Raw genomic sequence first — 14609 nt, forward strand, 5'->3', positions numbered from 1 at the left:
CAAAGCCTAACCTGGTCTCATGCACGAGCCGGGCAATGAGACCCCGAGCAAGGCGGAGTGGCGGACACGAATCCTTCGCGCCCGCGCCGAACTGCCCCCCGAAGCCCACGCTCGCGAGGCAGCCGCCTTGGCGACCGCAGCGTCGTCAATCCACGCGGAAACGGTGTGCGCGTACCTCCCTTTCGGCACCGAGCCCGGCCAAATCTCCCTGGTGAAAGCCCTGGCCGCGACGGGCGCGCGCGTCCTGCTGCCCGTCATCCCGGACACGCCGGGCCCGCTCGACTGGTCCGAGTACACCGGCCCGGACGCCCTGATCCCCGGACGCCTCCGCGGCGTCCTCGAACCCTCCGGCCCACGCCTGGGCACCGCCGCAGTGGCGTCGGCGCAGGTGCTGCTGATCCCCGCCCTGGCCGTCGACCGCCACGGCACCCGCCTCGGCCGCGGAGCGGGCTACTACGACCGCACCCTGACCGCCGCGCCCGACACCGCCCGCGTGGCCGTGGTGCGCGCAGAGGAGGTCGTCGAGCACCTCCCGGCCGAACCCCACGACGTGCCCATGACCGCCGTCCTGACGCCCTCCGGCCTTATCCGGCTGCCAACGGCTGCCGCTGCCAGGTGAGACCGCCACTCGGCGCGGCTCGGCGGGACGCAGCGTGGGTTCAGCGCGACACGGCTCCGCTCGGCGCCTCAGCGCGACAGAGCTCGGCTCAGCTGCTCCACGCGACGCCTCTCAACGGCTCAACGGCGCGACGGCTCCACACGACGCGGCTCGCTCGGCGGCTCCAGGCGGCACGACGCGGCTCGGCGCGGCGACGTGGCACGGCGCGGCTCGGTCCGGCCCGACTCGGCTCGGCTCGGCTCGAAAGTGGTCAAGACCACTCAATCGGCCAGCCGCGTCCGTTACCGCTGCCCGAACCCGATACCCACCGTCATGGCCCCACCGAACCCGATGGCCGCCACCATGACCCGCCGCCCGAATCCGATCGCCGCCATCCAGCCACGAACCACCCAAACCACGCATCCGCACACAACCCACACCAACACCCGCCCCTCACGACGACCAAAACCGCCGCGAGCAAGCCCGCCCACGAGGCCCCTCCAAACCCCGCCAACCAGCCCAGCAACGGCCCAGCCGACCGGATCAGCCGCAGTCCAGCCACCCACCAACCGCCACCTAGGACGTCCTGACCAGCACTAACCCGCCACCGCCCCTTCCTCGCCCGCACTGTGAGCAAGGGGTAATTGCGCTGAGGGAATGCTGTCCAGCACAATTGGGTTAGCACTCTTGTAGGTCGAGTGCCAGTGCATGAAGGAGCTTCAGTGCCCACGTACCAGTACGCCTGCAAGGAATGTGACCACCGCTTCGAGGCGGTGCAGTCCTTCTCCGACCCCAGCCTGACCGTCTGCCCGCAGTGCTCCGGCGCCCTGCGCAAGGTCTTCAGTTCGGTCGGCGTGGTCTTCAAGGGCAGCGGGTTCTACCGCACGGATTCGCGTGATTCGAGCAAGTCGAGCACCTCCGCGACCCCGGCCAAGACCGAGAGCGCCAAGTCCGACTCGTCGTCCACCACCTCCTCTTCGTCGACGTCTTCTTCGTCCTCGAACACATCCTCCACGACGAGCACGACAAAAACGGCTTCCACGCCCTCCTGACCCCCGAGTTATCCACAAGGGGCCAGTTGTCCACAGGTTCGCGAATCGGCTCTTCCGGCCGGTTCGCGACGTCCTTAACGTCGGATTCGTGCGGCATCCCGCCGTACCGGAACCGACGAGGGGACAACCGTGAACACCTTGCTCAGCCGCCTTCCCGCGCTGCCTGACGTCCGTCTGCCGCGCGGGCGGCGAGCCCGGATGCTCCGCCGGTGTCTCGCGGCGGCCTTGCTCTTGGCCGGCCTGCTCGTCCTGTTTCTCCCGCCCTCCGCACGGGGCGCACCCGCCACCTCGACGGTGGTCTCCGCACGCGACCTGCCCGCGGGCTCAGTCCTGCGCGCTGCGGACGTGCGGACCGTCGCGCTGCCCGACAACCTCCGCCCGTCCGGCGCGCTCTCGGCGACCGACACAGCGGTGGGCCGGCTTCTGTCCGGCGCGGCGCGAGCCGGCGAGCCCATCACCGACGTCCGGCTTCTGGGCAACAACCTCCCCGCAACGGGTGAACCCGGCGCGGTCACCGTGGCCGTCCGGCTCGCGGACGCGGCCGTCGCCGAGTTGCTTCAGCCGGGCCAGCGCGTTGACGTCGTCGCGGGCGCGGATACCACAAATTCCGCGTCTGTGCTGGCCAGAGGGGCTTCGGTGGTCACCGTCCGGCGTTCCGACGACACCGGGAACCGCACTTTGGGCCCGCCGCAGAAGGGTCCGCTGGTGCTGCTCGCGCTGCCGGCACAGGTTGCCACGCAGGTCGCTGCTTCCTCGCTCGAACGACCGGTAACGGTTACTCTCCGCTAACCCGACCCTGTTCCGACGGGCGACGGCTGTCTGAAGGCGGCCAGACGCCTGTCCCGAATCCCCTGGGAGCAGCAGTGCTGAAAGGTTTCAAGGACTTCCTGATGCGCGGCAACGTCGTCGACCTCGCGGTCGCCGTCGTGATCGGCGCCGCGTTCACCGCGATCGTCACCGCGTTCACCAACGGCCTGATCAAGCCGCTGATCAGCGCGATCGGCGGTTCCGACGCGGCGCAGGGGCTCGGTTTCCGGATCCTCAAGGCAAACGGCGCGACCTTCATGGACTTCGGCGGCGTGATCAACGCGGCGATCAACTTCGTGATCGTGGCGGCGATCGTCTACTTCCTGGTCGTCCTGCCCGTGAAGCACCTGCAGGAGCGGCGGAAGCGCGGCCAGGAGCCCGGTCCCGCCGAGCCCACCGACGTCGAGCTGCTCATCGAAATCCGCGACCTGCTGCGCGCGCAGCAGGGCAACGGCCCCTCCAGCCGCGACAGCTGAGGGGTCACCGATCGTGATGCGGGGGCCGGTTCTCGAGATACCACGAATCCGGAGTGGTCTCCGGGCCCCGGCCCCGCTCATCGGACGTGGTCTCCGGCAGGACGTCGCCGAAGATCTCGTCGACCCGGCGGCGGCGCTGGGCCTCGTCTGTGCGGGGACGTCGTTCCTCGTGCGGCATGGGTCCATCGTCCCACCTGTTGTTTGACAAGTGCAGAGAGACATCCGCCGCGAAACGGCCGGGCTCAGACCTCTTCGAGACCGGAAAGCTCGTCGATCACGTGCGGGACCAGCGAGGAGAGGGTCGCCATGCCGTCGCGCACAGCCGCGCGCGAGCCGGCCAGGTTGACCACCAGCGTGCTGCCCGAAACGCCGGCCAGGCCGCGGGAGATCCCAGCGTCGACCGCGCCCGCGGCCAGCCCCGAGGCGCGCAGGGCCTCGCCGATGCCCGGGATCGGGCGGTCGAGGACCCCGGCGGTCGCGTCCGGCGTGCGGTCGCGCGGCGACACTCCGGTGCCGCCGACCGTGATCACCAGGTCCGCCCCGCCGATCACCGCCGTGTTGAGCGCGTTGCGGATGCCCGCGGTCTCGGCCTCGACCACCACGACGCCGTCGACGATGAACCCGGCCTCCTCGAGCAGCTCGGTGACGAGCGGCCCCGAGGTGTCCTCGTGCTCCCCGTGCGCGACCCGGTCGTCCACAATCACCACGAGTGCCCGGCCCAGCCGCTGTGCGCTCCGTTCCATGCCGACACCGTATCCGGTTCGGGGCCCGCTTCGCCGCCACGGGCCCGGTGATTTCTGACGATTCGGTGACGTGGTCCCCGCAGGCCGCGCGCACCCCGGGCCGGGCCGCCTAGCGTCGGCGAGGTGCGAGTGCTCATCACCGGCGGAGCCGGGTTCATCGGGTCCCGGATCGCCGATCAGCTGGCCGACGACGGCGCCAAGGTCGTCGTGCTGGACAACCTGCTGTCCACCGCGCACGGCTCCACCACGCCGCCCGAATACACCCAGCGGCACCGTTTCCTCCGCGGTGACGTCACCGACACCGAGATCGTCGCCGAGCTGCTCGACGGCGTCGACGCGGTCTGTCACCAGGCCGCGGTGGTCGGGCACGGCGTGGATCCCTCCGACGCGCCCTCGTATGCGCTGAACAACGACTACGGCACCGCCGTGCTGCTGGCCGCGATGCATGCGGCGAAGGTGCGAAAGCTCGTGCTCGCCTCGTCGATGGTGGTCTACGGAGAGGGGCGCTACGCGTGTGCGGAACACGGTGTCGTTCCGCCGTCACCCCGCCGGCAGTCCGATGTGGACGCCGGACGATTCGAACCCGCTTGCCCGCGCTGCGGTGCCGAGTTGGGCTGGCAACTCGTGCCCGAAGACGCGCCGCTGTTGCCTCGAAGCACCTACGCGGCAACGAAACTGGCGCAAGAACATCTCGCGGGCGCATGGGCGCGGCAGACCGGCGGCACGGTCTGGGCGTTGCGCTACCACAACGTCTACGGCCCGCGGATGCCGCAGAACACGCCATACGCGGGCGTGGCGTCGCTGTTCCGTTCGGCATTGGAGCGCGGCGAAGCGCCGACCGTGCTTGAGGACGGGCGGCAACAGCGGGATTTCGTGCACGTGGACGACGTGGCCCGAGCGAACGTCCTCGCGCTCCGAAGCGACGGTCCGGAGGCAGATCTCACGCCGCTGAACGTCTGTTCCGGACAGCCGCACAGCGTCGGCGACCTGGCCCGGGAGCTGGCCCGTGCCTGCGGAGGGCCGGAGCCGCGGATCGTCGGCGGCGCGCGGCCCGCGGACGTCCGGCACGTGGTCGCCGACCCGGCTCGAGCACGGGAGCTGCTCGGGTTCCGGGCGGAAACGTCCTTTGCGGAGGGCATCGCCGCGTTCGCCACCGCGGAGCTGCGTGCCTCCGTCACCCGATGAGGTGAAGATCACGTTCCGGAATGAATCGGCCGTACCGGATCTTGATGCTGGGCATGCGTTCCATCGTGGTGGGGGACATTGAAATCCACGCGCTGACCGACGGACGGTTGCAGCTGCCGTCGTCGTTCTTCCCGGGACTTCAGGGCAAGCGCTCGGCGCCGAGCACCGTGCCCGTGGTCATCGGCGCGTTCCTGATCCGGACGGGCGGCCGCAGCGTGCTGGTCGACGCCGGTTTCGGACCGCGTGCGTCCGGCGAGCCGCATCTGCCGCAGCACTCCAAAGAGCAACTGCACCCCGTGGTCAGCGCCGCCGAGCCGGAGCACACCGGCGGCTTGCCCGCAGCGCTCGCTGAGGCCGGGATTGCCCCCGCAGACATCGACACCGTGGTGCTGACTCATCTGCACGCCGACCACATCGGCTGGGTCGCGCCGAACGGCGAGCCGTACTTCCCGAATGCCGACGTGCGGTACGGCGCGCCCGACTGGGCAGCGTTCATCGAGCCAGCGGGGCGGCACGACCGCGGCCGCGTAGCGCTGGAAGCCCTTCGCGCCCAGGGCAAACTGCGTCCGCTGCTTGACGGGGAAATGGTCGCTCCCGGCGTCACCGTCCGGCATGCGCCCGGGCACACGCCAGGTCATTACGTGCTGGAAGTCGCCGACCAGGACCGTCGTGCTGTCCTGATCGGCGACGTCTTCCAGATTCCGGAGCAGATGGCTGACCCGGCGATCGGTGCTGCGTCCGACGCCAATCCCGGACAGGCGGAGCTGACCCGCCGCCGTTGGCTCGGCGAGGTGGTCGGTACCGGCACGATCGTCGCGGCCGCGCATTTCCCGGACGAGCCGTTCTTCCGGCTCGCGGCCGACCACAGCGTGGAGCCGGTCGCGGCGGTTGCCGCTTCCTGACTGTCCACAATAGATGGCTCAGGAGGCCGCCAGCGGCAACCGCACCTCGAAGCGGCATCCTGGGCCGTGGTTCTGCACGCCGATCCGTCCCCGGTGTGCCTCCACCAGGCCCTTCGCGATCGCCAGGCCCAGCCCGCCGCCGCTGGTGGTGCCGCTGCGGTCAGGGGTGCGGGCTTGGGTGCCGCGGAAGGCGACGTCGAAGACCCGGCTGATCTCGTCGTCCGGAATCCCGCCGCAGCCGTCGTCCACGGCCAGCAGCGCCTGGTCGCCGTCGATGCCGATCTGCACGGCGACCGTGCCGTCCGGCGGAGTGTGCCGGATGGCGTTGGACACGAGGTTCCGCACGATCCGCGCCAGCTCCGGATCGCTGCCGGACACCACTGGCCACGCCGACGCGTTTTCCAGCACCCGTACGCGTTTGCGGTCAGCCACCGGTGCCTGCGCGGCGACCGCGTCGCTCACCACGTCGCGCAGCGGCACCGCCGACATGCTCAGTTCGAGTGCGCCCGCGGTGATCCGGGACAGCTCGAAGAGATCCCCCACCATGCCGGACAGCCGGGTGGTCTCGCCGCTGATGCGCTGGGCGTAGTCGGCCACCTCGGCGCGCTCCGAAACCACGCCGTCGGCCAGTGCCTCCGCCATCGCCTGGATCCCGGCGAGCGGGCTGCGAAGGTCGTGGCTGATCCACGCGACCAGTTCGCGACGCGACGCCTCCGCCGCGCGTTCGCGGTCCCGCGCCTCGCGTTCCCACACACTGCGCCGCGCGATGACCCGGCCCAGCACCATCGCCGCGGGCACCGCCACCAGTGCCACGAGCAGGCACACCAGCAGTTCCGTGGTCAGGGCCTCGGTGAACATGAAGCCGCTCACGCCGAGGATCCCGACCAGCATCGCGGCGACCGGGGTCAGCACGAGCGTGGTCATCGTCGTGGCCAGCGACCGGTGCCGCAGCAGGTAAAGCGCGAGTCCGCCCAGCGCTGCCACCGGCAAGGCGAACAGCAAGGCGAGCGGCAGGATGTGCAGGACGTGGACGAACATGTCCCACGCCGACTCGCCCGAGCCGATCACGGCTGTGTCCGGTCGTAGCGGTAGCCGACGCCCCACACCGTCGCGACGCGGACCGGTTTGGCCGGGTCACGTTCGATCTTCTCGCGCAGCCGGCGCACGTGGACAGTCACCGTGGACTGGTCGCCGAAATCCCAGCCCCACACCTTTTCCAGCAGGTCAGCCCGGCTGAACGCGACGCCGGGATGGGAGAGGAAGAACGCGAGGAGATCGAACTCGCGCGTCGTAAGCGGCAGCGCCGCGCCGTCGAGCGTCGCCTGGCGGGCGGTCATCTGGAGCCGGAGGTTGCCGTCCGTCAGTTCAGCCGTGGGCGGCTCGGGCCGCGGCATCCGGGCCCGGCGCAGCACGGATGCCACGCGCAGGGTGAGTTCCTTGGGGCTGAACGGTTTGGTGACGTAGTCGTCGGCCCCCAACTGCAGTCCGGCGATGCGGTTTTCCTCCTCGCCGAGTGCGGTGAGCATGACGATCGGCACCTGGCTCGTCTGCCGCAGCCGACGGCACACCTCCAGGCCGTTCAGCCCGGGCATCATCACGTCGAGCACCACCAGATCCGGCACGCGCTCGGCGAACCGGGCGAGCGCCGCCGTGCCGTCGCCGGCCAGGTCGACGGTGAAACCGGCGGTTTCGAGGTAGCGACGGACGACGTCGCGCACGGTCTCGTCGTCGTCTACCACGAGCACGCGACCCGCTTGGTCCTCCATGCCTCACCTCACCAGTTCGTCAGCAGCAGGTGGTTGACCGCGAGCGCGACCACCGCCTGTCCGGCCAGCCACCAGCGGCGGTGGCCCGCCGGGAGCAGCGCCGTGGCCGGGATCAGCCACGCGCCGAACGGTAGCCAGATCCGTTCTACCTCAGCCTTCGACAGGCCGGACGAATCAGCGAACACGATCGTGAGCAGAGCCGCCACCACGATCAGCAGCACCGGATCGCGCAGGATCGTCCGGCGGGAAGGCAAGAAGACCGCGTTGGCCACTCCCCGGCGAGCCGCTGCGACTACTGCGGGGCCGCACGCGACCGCCACCGCGGCCAGATCGGCCCACACCCAGTAGGAATACGGCCGCACCAGCGCAACGCCCTGGTAGTAGCGCTCGACCACGAGGTGGTAGCCGTCGAACCACCAGAAACCGGCGAGCGCGAACACGGCGACCACTGCTAGCGCACCGAGGGCAGCGACGAGAGTGGCCCGCCATTGCCTGCCGAGCACGGCGACGGCCAGCGCGACCAAGCCGAGCAAGACGAGGCCGTAGGAGAGGAAGATCCCGAACCCGATGAGAATCCCGGCTGCCAACGCCGTGGGCCACGCGTAACCGCGCTGTTCCCGGAAGCCCACCGACGCCAGGGCGAGCAGTGCGATGCCGGTGGCGGTCACGCCGGCGAAGAGGCCGTCCGCGGATACGCCCAGCCACACCGCGCCTGGGCTGAGCACGGCGAACGGAAGCGCCGCGCGGGCGGCGTCGGGGCGGCCGAGCAGGGCGATCGTCGCGGGTACCGCCACCGCGACCAGCGCGGCCACCAGCACGACCGCGGTCGACGCCCAGGCACCGCCGTGGAGGCCGAGCCGGTCGAGCCAGACGAAGACGAGGGTCGCGCCGGGCGGGTGGCCGGACACGTGAGTGGTCCACGAGTTCGGCTGGAAGTCGAGGATGCGCGAGGAGAATTCGCGGAGGAACCGCGGGATGTCCGTGATGCCGGGGACTTCGTGCAGGTACTCCTGCACAGTGGTCAGCCGGCCGGTGAAGCCGCGCGTCCAGCCGTCCACCATGGCGAGCGAGAAGATCCAGGCGAGGGAGGCCAGGTAACCCGCGGCCAGGGCGCGCCGCCATCGCAGCCGGGCGGCCAGGGTCGGGCCGTACAGGACGACACCGGCGGCGATCAGGACGGCGAACACCGAGCCGGGGCCGACGTGTGGCAGCCAATGCGCGAACAACGGCGGCGCGAACGCGTAGATCACCACGTCCGAACCTGGCCGGTTGTAGTACACGCCAACCGCGGTCGCGGCGGCGATCACCACGAGGGTGACGCCGACCGTCACGAGATCGGCGCGGAACCGGGGACGGACGGGAACCGGGGGCGGCGGCTCGGCGAGCCGGGCAGCCTTCGTCGACTCGCTCATCGCCGGTCACGATAACCCCGCGGGCGGGCGTCCGGCAGGGTTCCGGCGGATCCGTGAGAAGTCGGTAAGATCTGGGCGAAAGTCAGGATTTGGTAAGCACAGCAAGGGTTCTGCACTGTCCTTTCCAGACCTACCGTACGCCTCGTGAACGAATTCGGAGCGGACGTCGTCCTCCCCTGCCTCGACGAGGCGGCCGCGCTGCCCGGCGTGCTCGCCGGTCTGCCGGCGGGGTATCGCGCGATCGTCGTGGACAACGGGTCGCGCGACGGTTCCCCCGATGTCGCGGCCGCGCACGGCGCGAAAGTCGTCGACGAGCCGCGGCGTGGTTACGGTGCCGCTGTCCACACCGGGTTGGAGAACGCGACCGCCGACATCGTCTGTTTCGCAGACGCCGACGGATCACTCGATCTGGCCGAGTTGCCGCGTCTGGTCGCCGCGGTTGTGGATGGGGCTGACCTCGCGGTCGGGCGCCGGGTGCCGGTTTCCCGGGCGGCTTGGCCGTGGCACGCAAGAGCAGGCAATGCCGTCCTCTCGCTGCTCTTGCGGTCCCGTGGGCTGCCAGTGCGGGACATCGCGCCGCTGCGGGCGGTGCGTCGTCGGGAGTTGCTGGCTCTCGACGTCACGGACCGGGCTTTCGGCTACCCGCTTGAGCTGTTGGTGAAGGCTCAGCGTGCGGGCTGGACGGTCCAAGAGTTCGACGTCACTTACCGGGAACGGGCGCGGGGCACGAAATCGAAGGTGTCCGGTTCGATGCGCGGCACGTTGCGAGCGGTGCGGGACTTCGGGCGGGTGCTCGCCCGATGACGTTCTGCCTGCTTGTAGTCGCGAAAGCCCCGGTGCCGGGCTTCGCGAAGACTCGGTTGTGCCCGCCGGCGACGCCAGAACAGGCCGCGGAGATCGCCGCCTCCGCGCTGTTGGACACGCTGGACGCTGCGTTCGCCACTGACGGCGCGATCACCGTCGTGGCGATGACGGGCGACCTCTCGGAGGCGGCGCGAGGCGGCGAAATCGGCCGGGCGTTGCGGAAGGCGACCGTGATTGCGCAGCGGGGCTGGGATTTCGGCACCCGGCTGGCCAACGCGCACTCCGACACCGCCGCGGTGCATGCCGGGTTGCCCGTGCTGCAGATCGGCATGGACACGCCGCAGGTCTCCCCCGTATTGCTGGCTTCGGCGATCAAGCCGGTCGTCGACGGAGACAGCCGCGCAGTGCTGGGCAGCGCGGAAGACGGGGGCTGGTGGGGACTCGGGCTGGCTGATCCGCGGCAGGCGCAAGTGCTCGCCGGAGTTCCGATGTCGCGTCCGGACACCGGATTCCGCACCCGAGCGGCATTGGAAGGAAACGGGCTCCGCGTCGTCGAGCTGCCGACACTGTCCGATGTGGACACCATGGAGGACGCGCTGCGGGTGGCCGCGATCCGGCCGGACACCAGGTTCGCCGCCGCGGTCGACGCGGTGGGAGTGGTGGCATGAAACTCGCGACTGGGCGGGAATTCGATCGCGGGCTGCTCGGCCATCACTGCTGGCTGGAGCTCGCCAACGGCGACCGGATCGAGCTGCCGGTCGGTCGTTGGGCGGACGGTTGCGGTGCGGGCGACGCCGTGCTGCTGGACGCGTGCGCGGGTCCGACGCTCGACGTCGGCTGCGGACCCGGTCGGCTTACCGCTGCGTTGACGCGTCGAGGCGTGGTGGCCCTCGGCGTGGACAGTTCGCCGGTCGCGGTGCGGCTGACTCGACGGCGCGGAGCGAGTGCGTTGCAGCGCAACGTTTTCACTCGCCTTCCTGGCGAGGGACGATGGAGTCACGTGCTGCTGGCTGACGGCAACATCGGGATCGGTGGTGATCCCGATGCGCTGCTGCGGCGGGTGCACGAGTTGCTCACGCTAGATGGCGACGTGCTCGTGGAACTGGAGGAGCCCGGCCAGGGAGTGCGCCGCGACCACGTCCGCTTGCGGCCGGATCCCGCTGGTGGGCGGTGGTTCACCTGGGCGTGGGTCGGTGTCGACGCCATTGCGGAAATCGCGGTGCGGACGGGTTTTCGAGTGGCGTGGACGACCAGTCGCGGCCGCCGCTGGTTCGCGAAGCTGGCACGCGCATGAAACGGCTGGCAGCCGCGTGGCGCGGGCTCGACGCTCGGGTTTCCGCAGCACAGGCAAAGATCGGCGAACGGGCCCGTGCCGTCGATCGCCGGGTGCCGAGGGCGGAGCAGTTCAAGGGCGGTGCGCACGGCGAACGCGCGACCGCCCGGGTCGGCAGCCTGCTCGGGCTCGCGTTCCTGATCTGCTTCATCACCGGTCTGCTGAGCCATTTGATCCAGCATCCGCCCGAGTGGTTCTTCTGGCCGAGCCGTCCGGTGTGGCTGTATCGGGTGACGCAGGGCGCACACGTGCTGTCCGGGATCGCGGCGATTCCGTTGCTGCTGGCCAAACTGTGGAGCGTCTACCCGAAGCTGTTCGAGCGGCCGCTGGTGCGCTCGGTGCCGCACGCCGTGGAGCGGCTGTCGATCCTTGTCCTGTCCGGCGCAGCGTTCTTCGAGCTGAGTTCGGGACTGCTGAACGTCGCGCAGAATTACCCATGGAATTTCTACTTTCCTCAGGTGCACTATGCGGTGGCATGGGTCGCGATCGGATCGATCTTCGTGCATGTCGCGGTGAAGCTCCCGGTGATCCGGCGGGCGCTGACGCGGGAGCGTGCGCCCGCTCAGCAGTCTGGCCCTGGGTTGTCGCGTCGGGGATTCCTGACCACCACGGGGATCGCGACCGGAGTTGCCGTGCTGGCGACCGCTGGGGCGACCGTTCCGGCGCTGCGGAACGTCTCCGGGTTGTCGTGGCGATCGGACAAGGGCACGCAGAAGCTGCCGGTCAACCGCACGGCCGTGGCAGCGCGGGTCACGCGGGCAGCGCAGGATCCTGGATGGCGGTTGTCCGTGGTGACTCCGGCGGGGACTCGGCAGTTCACGCTGGCCGAGCTGCGGGCGTTGCCGCAGACCACTGTGGACTTGCCGATCGCGTGCGTCGAAGGGTGGAGCCAGATGGCGACCTGGCGCGGCGTCTCGTTCCCGGACCTGCTGCGCGCGAGCGGGACTTCGCCCGGCGTGGACGTGCGGGTGTCGTCGCTGGAGAAGACCGGCCTGTACGGCGTCAGCGTGTTGCCCGGCGAGCACACGGCCGACCCGCTCACGTTGCTGGCGCTGGAACTGAACGGTGAGGTGCTGAATCTCGACCACGGGTATCCGTGCCGCGTGATCGCACCCAGTCGGCCAGGCGTGTTGCAGACGAAGTGGGTCGAGAAGCTGGAGGTGCGGTGAAGACCGCGCGAATTCTGCTGGTGCTGCCCGGATTAACGGCGTTGGCGTACGGGATCGTGCTGTTCCTCGAGTACGCGGCGCCGGCGTGGCCGGACAGTTTCACGACGTTGCTGTGGATCGGCGGCGGTCCGATCGTCAACGACGCGGTGTTCGCTCCGATCGCGGGCGTAGTCGGTCTGCTGCTCGCTCGATTCCTGCCGCTGCCGTGGCGTGGGCCAGTGCAGGTCGGCGCGGCGTTGACCGCGGTGCTGGGTTTCGTGGCGTTCCCGCTGCTGTGGCGTGCTTATGGCGTGCCGCCGAAGCCCGGTCTGCACGACGGGAACACATGGCTGGGGCTGCTGGCGACGCTCGCCGTGGTGTGGAGTGCCGTGCTGGTCGTTTCGCTCGTCCGGATTGTCCGGGTACGGCGGCAGGCGGCACGGAAAATTCGGCCGCGCGCACGTAGTTGACCTGGGTTTTCTTCCGGTACCGGAATTTTCCCGCGGATTCGGCGTTTGGGACAGCGTGCGCGTGGGCACCTCACCGCACGCGGAGAGGCTCTCCGTGCCGAGTCGGAGGCGGCACGGAGAGCCTCTTCGTGTTTTCGTGTGCGAGCCGGTTTTCGCGCGCTGGGCATGAAAAACGGCCACGCGCGACCGGCTCTTGTGCTCCGGTCGCGCGCGGCCTGCAAAGGTTCGGCCCCAGCGCGGATAGGGGGTCGAGCCGTGGCTGGTCTCGGCCGCGCCTCGGCGGCCGAGCGAACTAGTTGGCCGGTACCGCCTGTCCGCCCAAGGTGACCTGCACCGTGCGTCCGTCGGCGAGGGTGAAGGTGGTCTGGTCGTTCGGGGCGCGGGTGCGGATCGCGGCGACGAGCGTGTTGGCGCTGTCGATGACGCGGTCGTCGATCTTGGTCACCACGTCGCCGGACTTCAGGCCCGCCTTCTCCGCCGGGCTGCCCGGCGTGATGTCGCCGAGCTGAGCGCCGCCCTGGGGCGCGTCGGTGACCTTCGCGCCGATGAACGTCTGGGTCGCGTGCCCGGTCTTGATGATGTCCTGCGCGGTGCGGCGCGCCTGGTCGATCGGGATGGCGAAGCCGATGCCGACGTTGCCGCCCTCGCTGCCGCTGCCCTGGCCGCGGCCCGAGTTCGGGCTGTAGATGGCCGAGTTGATGCCGATGACCTGGCCGTTCATGTTCGACAGCGGACCGCCCGAGTTGCCGGGGTTGATCGCGGCGTCGGTCTGGATCGCGTCCATCACCGTGGTCTGGTCGGTTTCGTCGCCGCCTGCCTGCACCGGGCGGTGCAGGGAGCTGACGATGCCCGAGGTGACCGTGCCGGTCAGCTCGTACGGCGAACCGATGGCCACCACCTGCTGGCCGACCCGCAGGTCGTCGGAGCGGCCCAGTTCGACCGGCTTCAAGTTGCTGACGCCGGACACCTTGACCACGGCGATGTCCGTGGTCGGGTCACGGCCGACGACCTTCGCCGCGGCCTTCTTGCCGTCCTGGAACACGGCCTGGATCTGGCCGCCGTTCGCGGCGACCTGGACGACGTGGTTGTTGGTGAGGATGTAGCCGTCGCTGCTGATCACGAAGCCGGAGCCCTCGCCCGCTGCGGTCCGGCCGGACACCTGCAGCTCGACCACGCTCGGCGACAGCTTCTGCGCCACCGATTCGACCGAACCGGCCGGCACGTTGCCGGTCTGCTGCGCGGGTTTCGGCGCGTCGAGCGCGCTCACCGACGAACCGGACCCGCCGGTCAGGTACCCGACGGTTCCGCCCGCCACGCCGCCGATCACGAGCGAGATCGCGGCGACGCTCGCGAGGAGCTTGCCCGCCGACCCCTTCTTCTCGCGCTGCGCGGGGACGCCGTACACCGAGGTTCCCGGTGCGCCGTAAGGATTGGCCGGAGCTCCGGCGGGCGGAGTGTGCGTGCCGCCGGGGTATTGGCTGCCGTAGGGCTGCTGAGCGCCGGGGATCGCGCCGCTCTGGGGCGCGCCAGCGTGCGGTGCGGCCGCGCCTTGGGCCGACCACGGATTCGGCGTGCTTCCAGCCGGAGCAGCGGCCCCATACGTCGGAGCGGCGCCGTACTGCCCCGCAGGCGCTCCGTACGCACCGGAAGCGTCGCCGCTCGCCGTGCCAGTGCCGGACGTCCCCGCCGAGCCCTCAGCGGCCGAACCGTACGCGGCGGTCGAACCAGTGGCGCTGGAAGCCGACTGGTTCGCGTCGCCGCCGGAAGAGGGTTGGTCCGGCTGAGCCGGGGTCTGCTGCCAGGCCGCCTGGCCTTCGGCGCCCGGCTGGGCGCCCGGGTCCTGGCGACCCGCCGCGGAGTCGGGCACGTGGGGGTCGTTCTCGGTCATGTCCTCACCTAAGCGGCTGGGCCTG

The 14609-nt window shown here is 70.3% G+C and carries 17 protein-coding genes; 11 read left to right on the forward strand and 6 right to left on the reverse strand.

Features of this window, described 5'->3' with window-relative positions; genetic code table 11:
* Positions 1–19 precede the first annotated feature (19 nt).
* The 4 genes from EIZ45_RS18840 to mscL all read left to right on the forward strand — a co-directional run bounded on the left by EIZ45_RS18840 (position 20) and on the right by mscL (position 2933).
* The gene (locus EIZ45_RS18840; protein WP_134665157.1) at positions 20–619 is read left to right on the forward strand and encodes a 5-formyltetrahydrofolate cyclo-ligase; all 600 of its coding nucleotides are present in this window, start codon (positions 20–22) and stop codon (positions 617–619) included.
* A 701-nt stretch (positions 620–1320) separates the two neighbouring features.
* A complete protein-coding gene (locus EIZ45_RS18845) occupies positions 1321–1650 on the forward strand; it encodes an FmdB family zinc ribbon protein (RefSeq protein ID WP_078870386.1) in 330 nt (109 codons plus the stop codon).
* Positions 1651–1779: 129 nt separating this feature from the next.
* Positions 1780–2439 (forward strand): SAF domain-containing protein, encoded by a 660-nt coding sequence (locus EIZ45_RS18850; protein WP_240690731.1) that lies wholly within the window; start codon positions 1780–1782, stop codon positions 2437–2439.
* 74 nt (positions 2440–2513) lie between these two features.
* Positions 2514–2933 (forward strand): large-conductance mechanosensitive channel protein MscL, encoded by a 420-nt coding sequence (mscL, locus tag EIZ45_RS18855; RefSeq protein ID WP_037811136.1) that lies wholly within the window; start codon positions 2514–2516, stop codon positions 2931–2933.
* A 4-nt stretch (positions 2934–2937) separates the two neighbouring features.
* Here the strand turns inward: mscL and EIZ45_RS46130 are convergent, their stop codons facing one another.
* Positions 2938–3111 (reverse strand): hypothetical protein, encoded by a 174-nt coding sequence (locus tag EIZ45_RS46130; RefSeq protein ID WP_162836035.1) that lies wholly within the window; start codon positions 3109–3111, stop codon positions 2938–2940.
* Between the two features lie 64 nt (positions 3112–3175).
* Positions 3176–3676 carry a molybdenum cofactor biosynthesis protein B gene (locus EIZ45_RS18860; protein WP_009083558.1) on the reverse strand — a complete coding sequence of 167 codons (501 nt, stop codon included), beginning with the start codon at positions 3674–3676 and terminating at the stop codon, positions 3176–3178.
* Between the two features lie 123 nt (positions 3677–3799).
* On the opposite strand from EIZ45_RS18860, the gene EIZ45_RS18865 reads away from it, so the two are divergent.
* Complete coding sequence (locus EIZ45_RS18865; RefSeq protein WP_134665159.1) at positions 3800–4861, forward strand: SDR family NAD(P)-dependent oxidoreductase; 1062 nt, start codon at positions 3800–3802, stop codon at positions 4859–4861.
* A gap of 53 nt (positions 4862–4914) precedes the next feature.
* Positions 4915–5763 (forward strand): MBL fold metallo-hydrolase, encoded by an 849-nt coding sequence (locus EIZ45_RS18870; protein WP_240692031.1) that lies wholly within the window; start codon positions 4915–4917, stop codon positions 5761–5763.
* A gap of 18 nt (positions 5764–5781) precedes the next feature.
* Here the strand turns inward: EIZ45_RS18870 and EIZ45_RS18875 are convergent, their stop codons facing one another.
* Genes EIZ45_RS18875 through EIZ45_RS18885 form a run of 3 tightly spaced genes read right to left on the reverse strand, consistent with a single transcriptional unit; the run spans position 5782 to position 8941 of the window.
* Positions 5782–6831, reverse strand: coding sequence for a sensor histidine kinase KdpD (locus EIZ45_RS18875; protein WP_037811134.1), 1050 nt, complete (start codon positions 6829–6831; stop codon positions 5782–5784).
* Entirely contained in the window at positions 6828–7529 is a 702-nt protein-coding gene (locus tag EIZ45_RS18880; protein ID WP_037811133.1) for a response regulator transcription factor, read from the reverse strand. The genes EIZ45_RS18875 and EIZ45_RS18880 overlap by 4 nt, the downstream gene beginning before the upstream one ends.
* 8 nt (positions 7530–7537) lie before the next feature.
* A complete protein-coding gene (locus EIZ45_RS18885; protein WP_037811132.1) occupies positions 7538–8941 on the reverse strand; it encodes a hypothetical protein in 1404 nt (467 codons plus the stop codon).
* A 144-nt stretch (positions 8942–9085) separates the two neighbouring features.
* Between EIZ45_RS18885 and EIZ45_RS18890 the strand changes: the two genes are divergently transcribed.
* Genes EIZ45_RS18890 through EIZ45_RS18910 form a run of 5 tightly spaced genes read left to right on the forward strand, consistent with a single transcriptional unit; the run spans position 9086 to position 12696 of the window.
* Positions 9086–9745, forward strand: coding sequence for a glycosyltransferase family 2 protein (locus EIZ45_RS18890; RefSeq protein WP_134665163.1), 660 nt, complete (start codon positions 9086–9088; stop codon positions 9743–9745).
* Complete coding sequence (locus EIZ45_RS18895; RefSeq protein ID WP_134665165.1) at positions 9742–10413, forward strand: DUF2064 domain-containing protein; 672 nt, start codon at positions 9742–9744, stop codon at positions 10411–10413. The genes EIZ45_RS18890 and EIZ45_RS18895 overlap by 4 nt, the downstream gene beginning before the upstream one ends.
* Positions 10410–11039: a class I SAM-dependent methyltransferase gene (locus EIZ45_RS18900; protein WP_037811130.1), complete on the forward strand. Its 630-nt coding sequence runs from the start codon at positions 10410–10412 to the stop codon at positions 11037–11039. The genes EIZ45_RS18895 and EIZ45_RS18900 overlap by 4 nt, the downstream gene beginning before the upstream one ends.
* Positions 11036–12247: a molybdopterin-dependent oxidoreductase gene (locus tag EIZ45_RS18905; RefSeq protein ID WP_238604169.1), complete on the forward strand. Its 1212-nt coding sequence runs from the start codon at positions 11036–11038 to the stop codon at positions 12245–12247. Before EIZ45_RS18900 ends, EIZ45_RS18905 begins: the two co-directional genes overlap by 4 nt.
* Positions 12244–12696 carry a hypothetical protein gene (locus EIZ45_RS18910; RefSeq protein WP_037811128.1) on the forward strand — a complete coding sequence of 151 codons (453 nt, stop codon included), beginning with the start codon at positions 12244–12246 and terminating at the stop codon, positions 12694–12696. Before EIZ45_RS18905 ends, EIZ45_RS18910 begins: the two co-directional genes overlap by 4 nt.
* 292 nt (positions 12697–12988) lie before the next feature.
* On the opposite strand, the gene EIZ45_RS18915 is transcribed toward EIZ45_RS18910, so the two are convergent.
* Positions 12989–14584 (reverse strand): S1C family serine protease, encoded by a 1596-nt coding sequence (locus EIZ45_RS18915; RefSeq protein ID WP_134665167.1) that lies wholly within the window; start codon positions 14582–14584, stop codon positions 12989–12991.
* Positions 14585–14609 lie beyond the last annotated feature (25 nt).

This window comes from Amycolatopsis sp. CFH S0740, assembly GCF_004522315.1.
Lineage (GTDB): Bacteria > Actinomycetota > Actinomycetes > Mycobacteriales > Pseudonocardiaceae > Amycolatopsis > Amycolatopsis nivea.